Below are 17,323 nucleotides of genomic sequence, written 5' to 3' on the forward strand. Positions count from 1 at the left end.
CTAGGAAGGCTTATGGAAAAGATTGACTTCTCAACTCAAGGATCGTCGAGACGGCGTTTGCTTTCATGGGCGAGAGGGAGGGTGCACGCAGAGCGCTCGAAGCCCAGGCTGGATAGAGTCCAATGGTGTGTGCTGAAGCCTTCGTGCACCCTCTGAAATTACTCCACGAGCTCGTAAGTGATTTGAAGCTGCATGGTGATCCGCAATTGGCCGGGTTGCACCGGCGGCGCGCCACCACCGCCCAGTCCTAGCTGAAACGCGCTGATCGAATTGCCGTAAAAGCCGCCGCCGCTGCCGATGACCTCGCTGATGCTCAGAATTCTGCCCACCTTGACGCCGGTGAGGGCGGCCAGCTCCTCGGCATTGGCTTTGGCGCTTTCTACGGCCAGTTTGCGCGCTTCCGAGCGTGCAGCCGTCGCATCCTCGAGGAGGAATTCCACGCCATAGATATTGTTGGCGCCCGCCTTGATCGCAGCGTCGAGCACCTCGCCGACTTTGTCGAGGTCTCGAATGATCACGGTCACGGAGTTGCTGACGCGATACTGCACTTCTTCCTCGTTCTGCGGGCCGCCAAAGTAGCGCTCGGCGAAAACATTGAAGCTGCCCGTCTGGATGTCCTTCTCGTCGATGCCCAGCTCCTTCAACGTCGTCAACAGGGCGTCGACGATGCGGCTATTTTCACCGGCAGCCTCCTCGACCGAAGGCCGCACCACTTCAACGCCGATATTGGTGCGCGCCACGTTCGGCTCGACGCTGACGACGCCTTCGCCGACGACGGTGATCGTGCGCGCGGCTGCGCCGCCAGCCTCCTGAGCGCTCACCGCCGGCGTCTGCAATTGACCGGCGCCTAACCACGCGCCTCCCAGGATCAACGCCGTCGCCAGCGTCGCCGCCAACATTCGATGGATCACTTTCCCACGCATAGGCTCTCTCATACTCACTGTCCTTTCACTTTGGATTGGTTAGCGTACAGCATCAAATCGCCGTCGCCCAAGAGGACGAGAAAGCCTCGGAAAAAGTTCCGTCCCCGCTGTAAAGCATCTGTCCGTCGCCCAGAGCGATTCGTCGGTGCTATTGATTTGCGCGCTTCCCCTCTACGGACGCCCCCTGTCTTTCATCTCGGCGTAACGGCCGCGTATTCCGGCCAGGCCAAAACAAACCCCAACTTTTCTTGGAGGAGACGCTGAAAATCTTGCAGATGGTTCGGCGCATTGCGCACCTGCCGGGGAGTCGATCCGCAGTTGAGCGCGTACGCAGCCACCGCGCCCGCCGCCTCGCCGATGTTCCATTCCACCGGATGCAGGCGATAACAGCCGTTGGTGATGTGCGTGACGCCGAGATTTTTGCACGCCGGCAGCAAGTTCTCCACGCGAACAGGCAACAGCGCGCCGAGCGGAATCTGGAACGGATAGCTGCTGATGTCCACGTAGGTGCGCAGGCCAGTGCTTGGATGCAGGTCGATGCGATAGCTGCCGACGCCTACGCTGTCGAAGAAGCGCTCGGCGCGATCCAGGCCGGCCGCTCTCCGCTGTTCGACGCCGACATGCTCTTCGAGCACGGTGAACTCAGCTTGAATGCGCCGCGCCTCGCGCACGTAGACATGTTTGGCGAGGCCGTCGCTCGTGCCGACGACGTCATGGCGCAGGCGCAGCCCCGGATAGCCGTAGCCGCCGTCGTGGCGAGGCGCCTCTGTCTGCATCCAGTAGAGAAAGGAAAGGCTCAGCTGACGACACTCCTCCAGGTGCTCCGCCTTTTCTTCGGCGCTGACGCCGACCAGCGGCCCCAGCCAGTAGTCGATCTGCGGCCAGTTGACCAGGGTGATGTCGCTTGGATAGACGCCTTCCAGGAAATGTCTGCGATAGAGGATGCGGCGATAGTGCCAGAAGTCGTCGCCGTCGAGGCGGTCGGTGGGGCCGTCGAAGATGGCGCGATGGCGCGTTTGCAGCGTGATCGGGTGCACGTCGAGCCAGCCAAGCTGTTTGCCGGGCCAGAAGTCGGCCTGATAGGTGCGCCAGAAATCATACATGGCCGGACGCTCGATGACATGCTCTTCGCCGGGGAGGTAGTCGACGGCGAAGCACCAGGTCACCGCCTGTTGGTCGAGCGGGTTCGGCTCGCCGGGCAAAGCATGCAGCTCGCCGGTCTGCGCCTGGCTTTCGGCGCCGATGACATGCTCAATCTGGCCCAGTTCCAGCAGGTCGCCCAGCTCGGTGGCGTCCAACACGTAGGAGGCCTGACAGACGATCGACTCGCCCGTGTTCTCGTCGAGCAGCGTTACGCCGGCGACAGAATCGCCGTCCATCTCGACGGCCACCGGTCGATGGCGCAGCAGCACATCGAGTTGGCGGCTGGCGCGGTAGGGCGCCAGCAGTTCGTCGATGGCGGCGAGCGCCACGCGCGGCTCATGGCAGAGTGGGCTGACGTTGCCCTGTCCAGGGTTGAGATTGACGTTGTTGCGCGCTTCGAGGGTGAGCGGATAGTTGCGGCGGTAATAATCGCGGATTTTGGCGCGCAGCAGGCGGTACGAAGCTGTGCAGCCGGTGGACTCGATCCAGGGATGCTCATCGGGCGGCACCGCCTGCGCCGTCAGCTGGCCGCCCAGCCAGTCGGTCTCTTCGGTGAGGATCACGCTGCGCCCCAGGCGCAGCGCCGCCAGCGCAGCCGCCACGCCGCCCAGGCCGCCGCCAACGATCAGGATGTCGGTTCTTCGCTCTTTCATGGGAGATTGTTAACGACCTGTTAGTACGACGTTCGCACCCTGATAACAATCGGTCTCTATACTACAGCTAGCACGAAATTCGAATGGGGAGCCGGGTTTCGTGTGATCAATCTCTTCTCCAAACCACACCTCTTCGGGAGCCTCACCTCATTCCCGGCGGGAGCTCAGTCCGTATTGGTTAGCTACGGACTGAGCTTTCTGTTTGTGGCGACAGACGACCGACCGCAAGGGGCTCAAAACCTCACGGGTGAGAGGATTAGCGCTGTTCGAGGGCGATAGGGCGCCCCTCTGGATCACGCGCGTGACAGACCAACACGCCGGGCGCAGCCTCGAAAGGCGCTCCCACTTCGACGCCGCGTGCAATCAAAGCGCGGCGCGCCGCTTCAATGTCCATGACGGCGAAGACGATCATCGGTGTGTCTTCGCCGAGTCGTCGCTCGCCGCCGCTGTGCAAGGCCAGCCTGACGGCGCCGGCGTCGAAGACAACCCAACTCTCGGCGCTGTAGTCCTCTGTATCGGTCGGCTCCAACACCTCCAGGCCCAATTGGTCACGGTAGAAATGCACCATCGCCCCCATGTCCTGGACATAGAGAATCACCTCTAGCAGGCCGGCGAGCACCGGCTCTTCTTTGGCCAGCACCGCGTCCGGATCAACGGCCCCTTCCAGCTGTTCGATCAGGCGCACCAGGTCGGTGCGCGTGACGACGCCGACGACCTCCCCCTCGTCCAACACAGGCAGCAGCGTCACCTTCGGATCGAGCATCAGCTCCATCGCCTCTTCCAATGGGGTGTCCGGGGTCACCGTGGGTACGTCCGGTTCAACCATATCGCCAGCGGTGACGGCCATCGTATGGCGCAGTTGCTCGCGATAGTGGCGATGCTCTTCGAGATTGAGAGGGATATACCCCGAAAGCACGGCAAAGTAGCGCGGCTCGCGGATCGGCGCATTGCGCAAAATCAGGTCATGGTCGGTGACGACGCCGACGAGCCTGCCGGCCTCGTCCAGCACCGGCATGCCACTGATGTCATGGGCGCGCAAAAGGCGGGCGACTTCGGGAATTTTGGTGTCCGTGCGCACGGTAATGGCAGGGCTGGACATAATATCACGAACCAACATGCGTTGCCTCCATTGCAATAGGACGTCGATCGCGTAGGGTGAATCGACGCATCGAATAAAGCCTGCCTGCTAAGCAATCATGAACCTTCCATCTTTGTAGAACAACTCGCCGTCCACCCAGATTTCACTGTCCCTACGCATGTCGCAGATGAAATCCCAGTGGATGCTCGAATCGTTGCGACTGCCGGTTTCCGGATAGCCGGCGCCGAGCGCAATATGGATGGTCCCGCCGATCTTTTCATCGAACAGGATGTTTTTGGTGAAGCGTTGAATGCGGTCGTTCGTCCCGATGGCGAACTCGCCTAGATACCGGGCGCCGGGGTCGCTGTCGAGTTGGCTGAGAAGGTACGCCTCGTTCTTGGCCGCTTTGGCCGACGCCACCCTCCCTTGCGCAAAGGTGAACTCCACGCCCTCCACCTCGCGCCCTCCGCGGATGGCGGGATAGCGAAAGCGAATCCAACCTTCCACCGACTCTTCGACCGGCCCGGTGAAGATTTCGCCGCTGGGCATGTTGCGTTTGCCGTCGCTGTTGATGAACGTGCGCCCGGCAATCGAGAGGCGCAGATCGACGTCCGGCCCGTGCACAATCACCTCAGATTTACCGGCCAGCCAGTCGACCAGGCGCTGCTGCCGATCGTGCATGGCCTGCCAGGCGGCGATAGGGTCCGGCTGATCGACGAAGGTGGCGGCGTAGACGAACGCTTCGAACTCGCGCAGGCTCATGTCCGCTTCCTGCGCCAGCGCCGGACAGGGGAAGTTGGTCAACACCCAACGGTGCGCTCCTTCGGCCGAGCGACGACGATAGTGATCCAAGATCGGTTTCTGCGCCTGTTGATGGAGGCGCTGCGCCTGCGGATCGACGCCGGTCAGCGCACGCGTGTTGGAGGGTGCGCGCACGACGATGCGCGCATCGACGCGTTCGGCCATCAACGCGTCGAGTGGAGAAAGCCAGCGCAGTTGCGGTTCTGCGGCCTGACGATAAAAGACATCCTCGAGCGTTTCGTCTCGATACAACACCGTAGGATGGGCGCCTGCCTCCAATAGGGAGGCGTAAATTCGCTCGACCAGCGGTTGTGCAGCCAGGTCGCTTTGAATCGCCACCCAGTCGCCGGGACGCGCAGAAACGCAATAATTGACCAGCAACCGGGCCAGACCATCGATGCGCGGATCGGACACAGTCGATTCCCCCTGAAAAGCTGACATGCAACGATGCGATTATACTCAATCGCAAAAGGGGCGGAAAATCACGGAGTTCCTTAAGCCTGTTGCACCGTTGAGCGTTCCGGCAATTGACACAAGAGGATGGGCGTGCCAAAATCTTCATTCATGTTTGCAAGCCATTTTGGCGACAGCTAAAAACATTTGAAACTTGACGCAACGAAAATCAAAAGGACCGCAATCGCATGTCTTTTCGAACGCCTGATTGGGTGAAACACGCCGTTTTTTACCAGATTTTTCCCGACCGCTTTGCGCGCAGCCCGCGCCTGGTGCACACGCCTGGGATTCAGTTCAAGCCATGGGGCTCGCCGCCGGAGGAGCAGGGGTTCCAGGGCGGCGACCTGCTCGGCGTCGTTGACAAACTCGACTATTTGCAGGAGCTTGGCGTCAACGCCATCTACCTTAATCCGATCTTCGCCTCCGCCTCCAACCATCGCTATCACACCTACGACTACATGCAGGTGGACCCCTTGCTGGGTGGCAATCGAGCGCTGCGAGAACTGCTGGACGCGGCGCACGCTCGCAACATGTACGTCGTGCTGGACGGCGTCTTCAACCATGCCAGCCGCGGCTTCTGGGCCTTCCATCATATCCTGGAATGCGGCGGCGACTCCCCCTACATCGACTGGTTCATCGTGCGCGGCTGGCCGTTGCGCCCCTACGAACACAGCGCCGAGAAGCCCCACAACTATGACGCCTGGTGGGACCTGCCCGCCCTGCCGAAGTTCAACATCAAGAACCCCGGCGTGCGCAAATACCTGCTCGACGTCGCCCGCTACTGGATCGACTCTGGCATCGACGGCTGGCGGTTGGATGTGCCGGAGGAGATCAACGACGCCGAATTCTGGCGCGCCTTTCGCGCCACCGTCAAGGAAGGCAACCCCGACGCCTACATCGTCGGCGAAATCTGGCACGAAGCGCGCGAGTGGCTGGCCGGCGATCGCTTCGACGCTGTCATGAACTACGTTTTCAGCCGGCTGGCGCTCGGCTTTTTCGGCGCCGAGACGCTGCGCACCGACTACAAACCAGGCGGCTACACGCTGGTGACGCTCGACGCCGGCGACCTCGCCGCCGGCGTCCATCACATGCTGAGCATCTATTCCTGGGAAGTGGCGCAGGCGCAGTTGAATCTGCTGGACAGCCATGACACCGCCCGCACCTTGTGGACGGTGGGGGGCGACGAAAGTACATTGCGGCTGTGCACGCTCTTTCAGATGACGATGCCAGGCGCGCCCTGCATCTATTACGGCGATGAAATTGGCATGACCGGCGCCACCGACCCCTTCTGCCGCGGGGCGTTTCCCTGGCATGACACCGGGCAATGGAACTATGAGCTGCTTGACTTCTTCAAGCGCGCCATCCGGCTGCGCCGTCAGCACGCCGTCCTGCGCACCGGCGCTTACGAGACGATCTACGCTGCCCACGGCGTCTTCGGCTTTGTGCGTTCGCTCGGATCGCGCCACGCCGTTGTGCTTTTCAACCGAAACCGCGAGGCGCAGCAGATCGACCTGACGCTGCCGGCGCATCTTCCCACCAACAGTCGCTTTTCGGCGATTTGGAATCAGGGCGAGTACACAGCCCTGGATGGCAGACTCCATGGCGTGAAGATTCCACCGCGCGAGGCCCTCGTATTGCTCAACGAGCTGGAATTCGCCCCCCTGCCTGGCTGATCGACCCCGGGGCGTCAACACAGTTTGGCAAATGACTTCGCAGTAGGCTATACTGCGTAAAAGCCATTTTCCTCTTGTCCATTCAATCGCAGCGTCTTGTCCTGCGTTCTCTCCAGCCTGTGGCGGCAGGATGCAACCCCATCCCCCTGGTGACTCTGGGATGATGGACGACCCCACCGACGCGCTGGACATTTCAGATGGCGGCTCTCGATGTTCGCTCGAGAACGCGCAGCGTAAACGTCATTCTGAACCCCAAATTCGTTGTCCTGATGGAGGTGTTTTATGACAACTGAATATGATGTTCGTTGTAGCAGACTAACCAAGTTTGTATTGTGTGCGTTGCTCTTCATCATGGTCGGCGGCGGGGCGTTGTGGTGGGCGCACCTGGTCTATGCCCAAGATGCGCCGACGGTGACGCCTGCCCAGAGCGATTCACCGGACATCCTCGGCGGCCGCGAGGCGCAGCCCGGCGCCTGGCCGTGGCAGGTCGCCTTATTGCGGCGTCTGGAACCGAACCCATTTTTGGGGCAATTTTGTGGAGGAACGTTGATCGCCGAAGACTGGGTGTTGACCGCCGCCCACTGCGTCGAGGGCGTCGAGCCGTATTTCATTGACGTCCTCGTCGGCGCGCACCGCCTGTCCGATAGCGGGGTGCGCATTCCCATCGCTATGCTCATTCTCAATCCCGACTACGATCCATTTCGAAGCGAGAATGACCTGGCGTTGATCCGTCTGTCCACGCCGGTCACGTACACGCCGATTGCGCTTTACACAACCACCCCCGGCGAGACTGAGTTTGACTATATGCGCGGCGCCGTGATCGGCTGGGGCGCCAAAGACACAGCCTGGTGGCGAGGAAACGTCTACCCAGATGCGCTGCGCGAGGTCGCTTTGCCCCTGGTGGATCATGAAAAATGTGCGCGCAACCTCTGGTGGGATGGAGCGATCACCGAAAACATGATCTGCGCCGGCTACGAGACGCTGACGATGGGCGCCTGTTACGGCGACAGCGGCGGCCCGCTCATGGTGCAGCGCGCCGACGCCTCATGGGCGCAGATCGGGATCGTCAGTTGGGGGCCGTCCAATTGCATCGATGTAGGACGTTATGACGTTTTCACCCGCGTCTCCAAATTTACAGAGTGGATCGCGACCTGTATGAGCCAGCCGGATGCACTTTCCTGTCGCGGCGGAGACACCTTCGAGCCGGACAACGGGCCAGACACAGCCCAGCAGTTGGACGGGCCGATCTCAGCGCAGATGCACACTTTCCATGAGATGGGAGACCAGGACTGGATTCGCTTCAACGTTGAGGAGGGCAAGGAGTACCTTTTCCTCACCGCCCGCATGACCGAGACCGTTCCATTCATCAAGACGGTGATTTGGCTGTTCGGCGAAGATGGACGCACTCCAATCACCTACACAGAGACTCCGCCGGACGCCTGGTGGTGGGGAACCTGGGAGGAAACCCCTGTTCAAACGTCGGCGCAGCTGGTCTGGAAGGCGGACCGCACAGGGCCGATCTACGCCAGCATAGAACTCTTGCCGGCCTTTGTCGGACAGGTGTACAGTTCCAACACGCGCTACTGGCTGACGGTGGGCAAGCGTCACTCGAGCTTCATGCCGTTATTGTATGGGGCGGAGCAGCCGCCGCCAGAACCACAGTGCCTGGATGAGCTTGGCAACCCAGTCCCATGTCCTACGCCCCCTCCGCCGGGGTTTCCGTGGCGCCTTCCGAAATGAAAGGAAGGGGTGCAATCGGCTCTCTTCTAGCGGCTGTTCTGAAGAGACTCAACGCGGAGGCGCAAAGAGGCAAAGGCGCAAAGCAAGCGTTCGTGAGGACCTTGGCAGATTTTCATCGTCTGGAGCGTCGCCAACTTTCCCGGAAGTTTTAAGCCTCCGGGAAGGTTGGCGATGGACTGACCAGTTCCGGATGGCGACGCAGCGTTTTTCTATGCCTCCACTCTTCCACTCTCCACGGCCGCCTTCAGCTCCATCCGATGCTCATAGACCTTGCGGATGGCCGCCACTGCCTGGTCGACGCCTTCCCTGCCGGCGCGAAAGACCGACTCCGGCAGCTGAACCGCCTCTTGCTCGTAAGCGCGCGTGGCCACCGGGAATTGCATCTTTGCAAAGTCGAAATACTCCGAATAGGCGGTGGGCACAGCCAGACGCGAAAGGGATGGCTGGAAAAGTTCGTAGCGATGCATCGGCGGATAGCCCAAGCCGACATCGAGCCCTTCGGCTTCAAGCGCTGCGCACAGCACATCGTGATGAAAGCCCCACACCTCCGGGTCGATGGCGAAGATGTACAGATAGACCGAGCGCCGCGTGATGCGTGGGTCGGGGCGCAGCACGCGCACGCCTGGAATTTCGCTCAGCGCTTCGTCCATATAGGCGGCCATCGCCTCGCGGCGCCGCGTCTGCTCCGGCAGGCGCTCGAGTTGCGCCAGCGCCAGCGCAGCGTGCAGCTCGCTGCTGCGGAAGTTGGCACCCAGTGTGGTCACTTCGCTGCGCCCCTCCGCAGGGCGCCCACAGTTGACGATGCTTGCGGCTGCGTCGGCCAGCTCTTTCGTCTTGCAGATCAGCACGCCGCCCTCGCCCGAGGTCAACAGCTTCGACGACTGCAGGCTGAAGGAGCCAAAGTGCCCGATCGTGCCTGCGCCTTGTCCTTTCCACTGCATACCGTGCACGTGCGCGCAATCCTCGATCACAATGAGGTTATGGCGCTCGGCGATCTCCATCATGGCGTCCATATCCGCCATCAACGAGCCGACGTGCACCGGAATGATGGCGCGCGTGCGCGGGGTGATGGCCGCCTCGACGGCTTTCGGATCGATGCAGTAGGTATTGGGGTCGATGTCGACGATGACGGGGATTGCGCCGGCGGCCATCGGCGCTACAGCGGTGGCTTGAAAGGTGTAGGCGGGCACGATCACTTCATCGCCCCAACCCACGCCTGCTGCGCGCAGCGCGATCTCCATCGTCACCGTGCCGTTGAACGCCATGATCGCATATTGCCCGCCCTGGAATTCGAGAAACTTCTCGAGAAACGCCTTCGTGCGCGGCCCCGGGTAAGGAAATCCGCCCCATCGTCCCGAGCGAATCACCTCGGCCACCGCTTCGACCTCGCGCTCATCGTGCTCCGGCCAGGCCGGATATTCCATCGTGATCGCCTTTTCTCCACCCAAAATCGCCAGTTGCCCAGTCATTTCCCCCTCGTTATCCACAAAGTTATCCACAGGTTATAAAAAGAATCGATGCAACGCATCGTCTTAAACAACTCAAGCAATCCTCGTAGGGGCGGCTCGCAGCCGCCCATGCTCGGCAGTCCCCCAGGGCCTTGAACAATTCAAAGCAATCCTCATAGGGGCGGCTCGCAGCCGCCCACGCCCGGCAGCCCCCAGGGCCTTGGATCATTCAAGGAAGCGCAGCTGCAAGCAGCGCCTCCAGCGCAGCGGTCAGCTTCGGCCCGGCTTCGACGCCAACCGACATGCTCTCCTCATAGTGTGCGCCCGGGTTCAGCGGGTCGTCGGGGTAAAGGAACGCTTCGGCGGGCAAGATATAGCCTAACTCATCGTTGGCCAATCCCACCAACACGGCGTGACGCGCGCCGACCGCCCGCAGCATCGCTTTGTATTGCAGCCCCAACTTCGGCAACACCTCGCCCGGCATGAAAAAGATCGCGGCGTCGCCCAGCCACAGCAGGCTGGCCTCCGTCGTCAATGAGCCATCCTCGTTCAGCGGCCCCGTGAGCAGACCCACCCGCATCGCCATCTGAAAGAGCGGATTGGTCAGCGGCAGCGTGAACGAGCGACGGCGATACTCCATCTGCTCGACGGTCTGAAGAGGCGCATCCCTCAGCGCCGTCAACGCCGCCCCTCCTAAAATTGCGCCCATACGCGCAGCGTCCTCGAACGCGTGGCCCGGCATGGCGGGCGTCATCATGCCACCCAATGCGCCGACCATGCCGAGACAGGGGGCGCCTGTCGCCTGCTCGACGACGAACCGCATCATGTGCAGATAGTCGGAGGTGATGTGAGGATTGTCGTCCCACAGCACTTCTGGATGACAGGGATAGACGAGCAGCGTCGCCAGCGGACGCAGCTCGTCGCTTGCAACGAACTGAAGACAGGACAGCTCTTCGTCCAGGATGGCGGGATCGCGTGCGTTGCGCGCCACGCCGGAGACCTGGGTGGAGGCTGCGCGCATCCGCGCTGGCTGCACCGTGCGCAACGCCTTCACTGCAGTCTCGGCGATGGTCTGTTCGAGCCAATCCAGATAGCTCTCATCGACCCCGCGCGTCCACTCATTCGGGCCCCACAGCCCCAGCGTATCCGGCCCATGATGGGTGTGCGTCGCTGCGAGAACCAGTTGGGCCTCCGGCGCTGTGCGTTGCATCCCCCGTTCGATCGCCTGCGCCACATGCCTCGGCAGGCCGATCAGGTCAACGGCGGCGAGGACGAGGGAGACCTTCTCCATCTGCAGCGCCAGGGCGCGCACGTACAGATCGTCGTGCACCGACGTTGCGCGACGATTGCGCCCAAAGCCGGCCAGGTAGACTGGACGCTCCAGGGAGGGCGTGATGATCGACTCTGCATAGCCCGCAAAAAAACTCATGGGAAACGTCTCTTTCGGTTGGGATGGAGATGGATCAACTCCCATGCAGGGCGCATAGTGACGATCATCGCCGGTCGCTCATCACGCCATTCCCGTGCAAAGAGCTTCAGCGCATTTGGCAAAAGCCAGATCGCTGCGCTCATCCTTTCACCCCGGAAATGACGACGCCTTGAATGAAATAACGCTGCGCAAGGAAAAAAAGCAACACCGGCGGGATCACCATCACCACGCTGGCCGCCATGATCAGATGAGTGTTGACGGCGTACAGTGCATTGAAAGTCTGCAAACCGACAGCCATCGTCCAGTTATGGCGGCTATGCAGAAAAATCAGCGGTTCGTAGAAGTCGTTCCATGCGTACAGAAAATGGAAAATTGCCACCGTCACGATCACCGGCATCGCCTGGGGCACGAGCACATGCCAGAGCGTCTGCAATGGCGAGGCGCCGTCGATCTTGGCGGCGTCGTCCATCTCCAGCGGGATGGTCATAAGAAATTGCCGGATCAGAAAAACATCGTAGGCGTTGGCGAAGAAAGTCGGCACAATCAACGGCAGCAGCGTATCGACCCACCCCAATCGTTGGAAGAGCACGTACACCGGGATCAACGTCACCTGGCGCGGCAGCATGATGGTGCTCAGCAGAACGATAAAAAGCCAGTTCAGCCAAGGAGCACGGAAACGGGAAAAGCCGTAGGCGACCAGGGTGCAGGAGAGGAGCACGCCGGTCATGCCGACAAAGGTGACGATCAAGGTGTTCAGCAAATAGCGCGGGAAGGGCACCGCAGTCATGGCTTCGGCATAGTTTTCGGGGTGCAGTTCGATATGGCGCACCGGCGTCTGTTCGGCGATCTTCAGCGTGACGCTCTGCTCTGGATCGACCGGATCGACGAAGACGCCCATGCCGCCGGGTTGATTTTTGACCAGCGCCATTTCTCGGGTTTCGCCGTCGATGGTCACTCGATAGAGCGGCTCTCGTTTCCCTGCGACCTCCACCATCGTCGTCTCCCAGGGAATCAACGGCGGCGGCACGGCGCGCAGTTGATTTTTGCTCTTGAGCGAGGTGGAAATCATGAACAGAAATGGAATCAGGATAATCAACGCGCCTGTTGCGATCACCAGCGTGGCAATCGTACGGCCCGCCAGCGACTGCAGACGCATGCTTTGGAGGCGACTATGCGTGACGGTGGTGGGCGGTTGCATCCGTTGAGCTTCGATCGAGGCCATCCGTCGTTCACCTCTTTCTGACTTCGCCCTCATAGTAGACCCACAAGGCAGAGGAGCGAAACACCAGAAGCGTCAGCGCCAGCACAATGAGGAAGAGCACCCAGGCCAACGCCGACGCATAGCCCATTTCATTGAACTTAAAGGCGTTCTGATACAGATAGAGATTGTAGAAAAGCGTGGCGCGCTGCGGCCCACCACCGCCGCCGCTGATGACGTACGCCTCGGTGAAGTACTGAAAGGCGCCGATCAGCCCCAACACCAACATGTAGAAAAGGACCGGCGTCATCATCGGCAGCGTGACGTAGCGGAAGCGCTGCAGCGCATTGGCGCCGTCCACCCGAGCTGCGTCGTAGAGCGAGGTGGGAATGCCTTGAAGGCCGGCCAGATAGATAATTACGCCGCCGCCGACGCCCCAAAGGCTCATGATGACCAGTCCGGGAATCGCCCAATTGGGATCGGTGAACCATCCCGGCCCTTTGATCCCGAAGGTGCGTTCCAAGAACGGGTTAAGGATGCCCACCTGTGGGCTGAAGATGCGCGACCAGACGATAGCGACGGCGACGCCTGCGATGACGGAAGGAAGGAAGTAGATGGTCCGCCAGAGGCTGAGCAAAGGAACCTGCTGGTTGAGCAGCAACGAAAGACCGAAGCCGACGATCAGCCCCAACGGAAGGGACAAGGCGCCGTAATAGAGCGTCACGCGCAAAGAATGCCAGAAGAGCGGATCGCGGCCAAACGCCCGCACATAATTCTCAAAGCCGATAAAGATCGGCGCATCGACGATGTTGTAGCGCGTCAACGAGAAGAAGAACGAAAAGAGCATTGGCCCTGCTGTGAAAATCACAAAGCCGATCAGCCACGGCGCAATAAAGAACAGCGCCCACAGGTCTTCCTTTTGCGCCAGCGTTAAACGCCTGCGACGAAGCAATTGCATGATGCGCCTCCAGATGACCGGAGATCAGGGACATGCACAACCCCAACATCACCGCTGTGAGAACCCCGATCTCCGGTCCATGATCTCCCTATTGCCTTGCCCAGTACTCGTCGAGAATCTGTTGCACTTCTTGATTGGTTTGGTCGAGCACAGCTCGGGCGTCGATCGGCCCCAGATAGACGGCGCTGAAGTTGTTGTTGAGCACGTCGTTGATGCGCCCCCATTCTGGCACAAAGCTCTCATGGTTGGGGTTATCCAGATAGTCGATGGCGGCGAAAATGACATCGAGGTCAACGTTGGGATAGCGCTCGGCCAGCCGCCGTTCAAACTCCGCCTCCACAGAGCGCCGCGCGGGAAGGCACCCATAAATCAGGCAGACGTCCACAATCTGCTCCGGCGCCGTGAGCCATTTCAGCACCTCCCACGCCGCCTCCTGATTCTGAGCGTTCTTGGGAATCGTGAAGGTGTCGGCGTGGATGCGGGCGATGCGCTGACCTTTCTGGTTAAAGGGCGCCGGCGCAAAGTCGTACTCGAAGGGCAGGTCGACCAGACCTTCGGCCATGAACCAGGTGTGGCTGTAGAACATCGCCACCTGATTGCTGCCAAACGGGTCGATGCCGGCGGCGTCACGCGCCTGTTGCACCGTTGCATCCGGCACAAAGTGATCCACCCAGACCGCTCTGTTCAACCAGTCCAGCCCGTAGACCCACTCTTCGGAGTTGACGACGGCGGTTTTGTAATCTTCCGTGGTGGGCCGGCCCACATTCGGTGCGCCAAAACGGGTCAGAAAGCCGCGCGCGTCTGTCCAGGCGTCGTCGAACCCCCATTGGACAATGCGGCTCGCATCGAAATCGGGCGATTTGGCGTTGTTGCCGTTGGCGTCGAGCGTGAGCTCCATGGCGATGTCGCGCAGTTTGTCCAGATTCCAGGAGGCGTCGTCGTAATCGTGGGTGGGATAGTCGATGCCGGCGGCGTCGAACATGTCCTTATTGTAGAAAATGAACGAAGGGAAAAGACCAAGCGGCAGCCCCACTGTCTTGTCCGGATAGTGATTCAGCTCCACGGCCGGCCCGTAAAAATCGCTCGTGTCGAAAGCCTCCGCCTCGATAAAAGGCGCCACATCCGCCCAACTGTCGAAAAACTGAGCCACCGTCGAGATGCCGTTCGGGCCGACCAGCTGTGGCGCGTTGCCGCCCGCCACCATCGCCAGCAACCGCTCGCCTGCCTGTTCGTGAGGCACGATCAGGAACTCCACCTCGATGCTTTCATGGCTGCTGTTGAATTTCGCCGCCAGCTCCTCCTGCGCTTTGATTTGGTCCGGATCGGTGCCGGTGCCCAAGCCCACAAAAATCGTGACCTTGGTCTTGCCGCCTGTCGCCGCCGGCGCCGCCGGTTCCCCTGTTGGCGCCGACGGCGCAGCGCACCCGCTCAGCAGCAGGCCGGCAGAGACCACAACACTCAACAATTTCTGCAGTCGTCTCATCATCTCCTCCTTTGCAAAACAACTTGATCGACTCGCTCAAGGATGACGTGCACCTGCAGGAGCAGCGCCTTGCCAATTGCCTCTGCATTGTCCGGCAGCCGCTGGCTGCCGGCGCGCAGCTATAAGTAGAGTGATCCATCTTGGTCCAGGTGCATTGCATAAAGATGGATGCACCTCATGCAGAGCTGCAATTGAGAATGTAAGCGCTTACACACCGGGATATTGTGAGTGTATCTGACCCCGGCCTGTGGTGTCAACTCCGTTTTTTCGAGCCTTTCTCCCCTTTTCTTTCCTCTTTTTTCCTCTCCTCTCTCCTCTTTTGATTTGACACATTTCCACACCCCTTGCTATAGTGCCAGGCTAATTGCATAGAAAAGACGCTCTTATCGAGAGAGGTGGAGGGACCGGCCCGATGAAGCCTCGGCAACCCTGGCGTGCAGCGACGGCGCTGCAGGACAACGGTGCCAATTCCGGCAGAGCAATCTGAAAGATGAGAGGCGGCAGTTTGGTTTGGTCGAATGCTTCCCTCTTGTCTGCTGGCGAGAGGGATTTTTTTATCTTGATCCAGGCCCTGAAAACCTTTAGAGGAGACTTTCGATGATTGTCATGAAATTCGGCGGCACGTCGGTCGGCAGCGCCGATGCGTTCGCCCAGGTGGCGCAAATTGTCAAAGAGGCGATCGGACGCGAGTCCAAACGAGAGCGTCCTGGCGTGGTGGTGGTGACCAGCGCCATGTCCGGCGTGACGAACATGTTGATTGAGGCGGCTCAACGCGCCGAACGGGGCGATGTGAGCTTCTATCAGGCGCAACAGGATAGCCTTTTGCTCAAGCATCAGGTGGTGGCGGGGCGCTTGATCGAGGATGGCAGCGAACGCGCTGCGCTGGCGCGCGTCTTCGAAGAGCGGCTGGCCGAGTTCGATCGGCTGTGCAGCAGCATCGCGGTGCTGGGCGAGTTGACGCCCCGTGGCCTGGACGTCGTCAGCGGGTTGGGCGAGCGCATGGCCGCGCCGCTGCTGGCCGCCGTGTTGCGCGCGCATGGCCTGCGCGCCGAGGCCATCGACGCCACCGAGTTGATCGTGACCGACAACGCCTTCGGCGGCGCCGCACCGATCACACATTTGACCGAAGCCCGATGCAGAGAACGGCTGCTGCCGCTCGTGGAGATCGGCGTAGTGCCGGTGGTGACCGGCTTTATCGGCGCTACGGTGGAGGGCGTGCCGACGACGCTGGGCCGCGGCGGCTCCGACTATTCGGCGGCCATCCTCGGCGCAGCGCTGAACGTCGATGAGATTCAAATTTGGACGGACGTCAACGGCGTCATGACCGCCGACCCGCGCATTGTCCCCAACGCGCGCAGCATCCGCCAGTTAAGCTACGAAGAGGTCGCCGAGCTTGCCTACTACGGCGCAAAGGTGTTGCACCCGAAGACGGTCTTGCCGGCGATCGAGAAGAAAATCCCGGTGCGCGTGCTCAACACCTTTGAGCCGACCCATCCCGGCACCCTCATCGTCGAGAAGGTGCAGGCCGAAGCGCGCGGCACCGTGAAGGCGATCACGGCGATCCGAGGCATGAATTTGATCACGATCGCCGGTCGAGGCATGATGGGCGTCCCCGGCATTGCGGCGCGCACCTTCAGCGCTGTGGCGCGCGTGGGGGCCAATGTGCTTATGATCAGCCAGAGCAGCAGCGAACAGAGCATCTGCTTCGTGGTGCCGGAGGCCTCGGCGGAGTCGGTGATCGCCGCCTTGCATGAGGAGTTTCGCCGCGAGCTGGAGCATCGCTACATCGACAGCATCTACGGCATGCCGCACATCAACATCATCGCCGTCGTCGGCAGCGGCATGCGCGGCACGCCGGGGCTGGCGGCGCGCGTCTTCACCGCTGTGGCGCAGGCGGGCATCAACGTCATCGCCATCGCACAGGGTTCGAGCGAGGCCAACATCAGCCTGGTCGTAGTGGACGCCGACGTCACGTCCGCCCTGCGCGCCATCCATGACATTTTCGAGTTACACTTGCCTACGGAAGAGCGCGTGCGCCCACGATAAGGCATCGCCAACTCTTCTTTCCGGGGAGCTTCGTGCTTCCCGGAAAGAAGAGCATCCTACAGACCTTCATCGCGTGACTTCCACCTCATATCAAAACATCGACTCGACGGCCTATTATTTTTAATATTCAATCACGCACGTTGCGCAGAAGATGCTTGCTCTTTTGCTGCAACCGGACGTCTCCAGTCGCTCGCTTTTGCACCTTGCCCCTTGCTTCCCCTCCGCCGGCCTGGCGGCCGGGCGCTCAGAAGATCACCCCAAAGACGTGAAGACGCCAAGAAACACGAAGATTTTGCG

The 17,323-nt window shown here is 60.8% G+C and carries 12 protein-coding genes and 1 riboswitch; of the genes, 3 read left to right on the forward strand and 9 right to left on the reverse strand.

Annotated elements, in window-relative coordinates; all coding sequences use genetic code 11:
• Nucleotides 1-158: 158 nt before the first annotated feature.
• The 4 genes from Q0367_RS18550 to Q0367_RS18565 all read right to left on the reverse strand — a co-directional run bounded on the left by Q0367_RS18550 (nucleotide 159) and on the right by Q0367_RS18565 (nucleotide 5,012).
• A complete protein-coding gene (locus Q0367_RS18550; protein ID WP_298984054.1) occupies nucleotides 159-935 on the reverse strand; it encodes an SIMPL domain-containing protein in 777 nt (258 codons plus the stop codon).
• Nucleotides 936-1,114: 179 nt separating this feature from the next.
• Nucleotides 1,115-2,719 carry an FAD-dependent oxidoreductase gene (locus tag Q0367_RS18555; RefSeq protein ID WP_297629556.1) on the reverse strand — a complete coding sequence of 535 codons (1,605 nt, stop codon included), beginning with the start codon at nucleotides 2,717-2,719 and terminating at the stop codon, nucleotides 1,115-1,117.
• A gap of 256 nt (nucleotides 2,720-2,975) precedes the next feature.
• The gene (locus Q0367_RS18560) at nucleotides 2,976-3,836 is read right to left on the reverse strand and encodes a CBS domain-containing protein (protein ID WP_298984056.1); all 861 of its coding nucleotides are present in this window, start codon (nucleotides 3,834-3,836) and stop codon (nucleotides 2,976-2,978) included.
• 69 nt (nucleotides 3,837-3,905) lie between these two features.
• On the reverse strand, nucleotides 3,906-5,012 hold the full coding sequence (locus tag Q0367_RS18565) for an aminopeptidase (protein ID WP_298984058.1): 1,107 nt from the start codon (nucleotides 5,010-5,012) through the stop codon (nucleotides 3,906-3,908).
• A 227-nt stretch (nucleotides 5,013-5,239) separates the two neighbouring features.
• Here Q0367_RS18565 and Q0367_RS18570 point away from each other — a divergent pair, with 227 nt between their 5' ends.
• Nucleotides 5,240-6,724 carry a glycoside hydrolase family 13 protein gene (locus tag Q0367_RS18570; RefSeq protein ID WP_298984060.1) on the forward strand — a complete coding sequence of 495 codons (1,485 nt, stop codon included), beginning with the start codon at nucleotides 5,240-5,242 and terminating at the stop codon, nucleotides 6,722-6,724.
• Between the two features lie 282 nt (nucleotides 6,725-7,006).
• Nucleotides 7,007-8,464: a serine protease gene (locus tag Q0367_RS18575; RefSeq protein ID WP_298984062.1), complete on the forward strand. Its 1,458-nt coding sequence runs from the start codon at nucleotides 7,007-7,009 to the stop codon at nucleotides 8,462-8,464.
• 209 nt (nucleotides 8,465-8,673) lie between these two features.
• Here Q0367_RS18575 and Q0367_RS18580 read toward each other — a convergent pair whose 3' ends face one another.
• The 5 genes from Q0367_RS18580 to Q0367_RS18600 all read right to left on the reverse strand — a co-directional run bounded on the left by Q0367_RS18580 (nucleotide 8,674) and on the right by Q0367_RS18600 (nucleotide 14,983).
• Nucleotides 8,674-9,933 (reverse strand): DegT/DnrJ/EryC1/StrS aminotransferase family protein, encoded by a 1,260-nt coding sequence (locus Q0367_RS18580; RefSeq protein WP_297629566.1) that lies wholly within the window; start codon nucleotides 9,931-9,933, stop codon nucleotides 8,674-8,676.
• Nucleotides 9,934-10,141: 208 nt separating this feature from the next.
• On the reverse strand, nucleotides 10,142-11,341 hold the full coding sequence (locus tag Q0367_RS18585; RefSeq protein ID WP_298984064.1) for a hypothetical protein: 1,200 nt from the start codon (nucleotides 11,339-11,341) through the stop codon (nucleotides 10,142-10,144).
• Nucleotides 11,342-11,480: 139 nt separating this feature from the next.
• Nucleotides 11,481-12,563 carry a carbohydrate ABC transporter permease gene (locus Q0367_RS18590; protein WP_298984066.1) on the reverse strand — a complete coding sequence of 361 codons (1,083 nt, stop codon included), beginning with the start codon at nucleotides 12,561-12,563 and terminating at the stop codon, nucleotides 11,481-11,483.
• A gap of 7 nt (nucleotides 12,564-12,570) precedes the next feature.
• Nucleotides 12,571-13,497, reverse strand: coding sequence for a carbohydrate ABC transporter permease (locus tag Q0367_RS18595; RefSeq protein ID WP_298984067.1), 927 nt, complete (start codon nucleotides 13,495-13,497; stop codon nucleotides 12,571-12,573).
• 88 nt (nucleotides 13,498-13,585) lie between these two features.
• Nucleotides 13,586-14,983 carry an extracellular solute-binding protein gene (locus Q0367_RS18600; RefSeq protein ID WP_298984069.1) on the reverse strand — a complete coding sequence of 466 codons (1,398 nt, stop codon included), beginning with the start codon at nucleotides 14,981-14,983 and terminating at the stop codon, nucleotides 13,586-13,588.
• Nucleotides 14,984-15,360: 377 nt separating this feature from the next.
• A riboswitch (SAM riboswitch) is annotated at nucleotides 15,361-15,477 on the forward strand.
• A gap of 100 nt (nucleotides 15,478-15,577) precedes the next feature.
• Between Q0367_RS18600 and Q0367_RS18605 the strand changes: the two genes are divergently transcribed.
• Entirely contained in the window at nucleotides 15,578-17,026 is a 1,449-nt protein-coding gene (locus Q0367_RS18605) for an aspartate kinase (protein ID WP_298984071.1), read from the forward strand.
• Nucleotides 17,027-17,323 lie beyond the last annotated feature (297 nt).

It is taken from the genome of uncultured Caldilinea sp. (assembly GCF_937128415.1).
GTDB lineage: Bacteria > Chloroflexota > Anaerolineae > Caldilineales > Caldilineaceae > Caldilinea.

Bases quoted from the DNA above. Each gene is read 5' to 3' on its own strand.
- Q0367_RS18550 (WP_298984054.1), bottom strand. From the start codon at position 935: ATGAGAGAGCCTATGCGTGGGAAAGTGATCCATCGAATGTTGGCGGCG.
- Q0367_RS18555 (WP_297629556.1), bottom strand. From the start codon at position 2,719: ATGAAAGAGCGAAGAACCGACATCCTGATCGTTGGCGGCGGCCTGGGC.
- Q0367_RS18560 (WP_298984056.1), bottom strand. From the start codon at position 3,836: ATGTTGGTTCGTGATATTATGTCCAGCCCTGCCATTACCGTGCGCACG.
- Q0367_RS18570 (WP_298984060.1), top strand. From the start codon at position 5,240: ATGTCTTTTCGAACGCCTGATTGGGTGAAACACGCCGTTTTTTACCAG.
- Q0367_RS18575 (WP_298984062.1), top strand. From the start codon at position 7,007: ATGACAACTGAATATGATGTTCGTTGTAGCAGACTAACCAAGTTTGTA.
- Q0367_RS18580 (WP_297629566.1), bottom strand. From the start codon at position 9,933: ATGACTGGGCAACTGGCGATTTTGGGTGGAGAAAAGGCGATCACGATG.
- Q0367_RS18585 (WP_298984064.1), bottom strand. From the start codon at position 11,341: ATGAGTTTTTTTGCGGGCTATGCAGAGTCGATCATCACGCCCTCCCTG.
- Q0367_RS18590 (WP_298984066.1), bottom strand. From the start codon at position 12,563: ATGGCCTCGATCGAAGCTCAACGGATGCAACCGCCCACCACCGTCACG.
- Q0367_RS18595 (WP_298984067.1), bottom strand. From the start codon at position 13,497: ATGCAATTGCTTCGTCGCAGGCGTTTAACGCTGGCGCAAAAGGAAGAC.
- Q0367_RS18600 (WP_298984069.1), bottom strand. From the start codon at position 14,983: ATGATGAGACGACTGCAGAAATTGTTGAGTGTTGTGGTCTCTGCCGGC.
- Q0367_RS18605 (WP_298984071.1), top strand. From the start codon at position 15,578: ATGATTGTCATGAAATTCGGCGGCACGTCGGTCGGCAGCGCCGATGCG.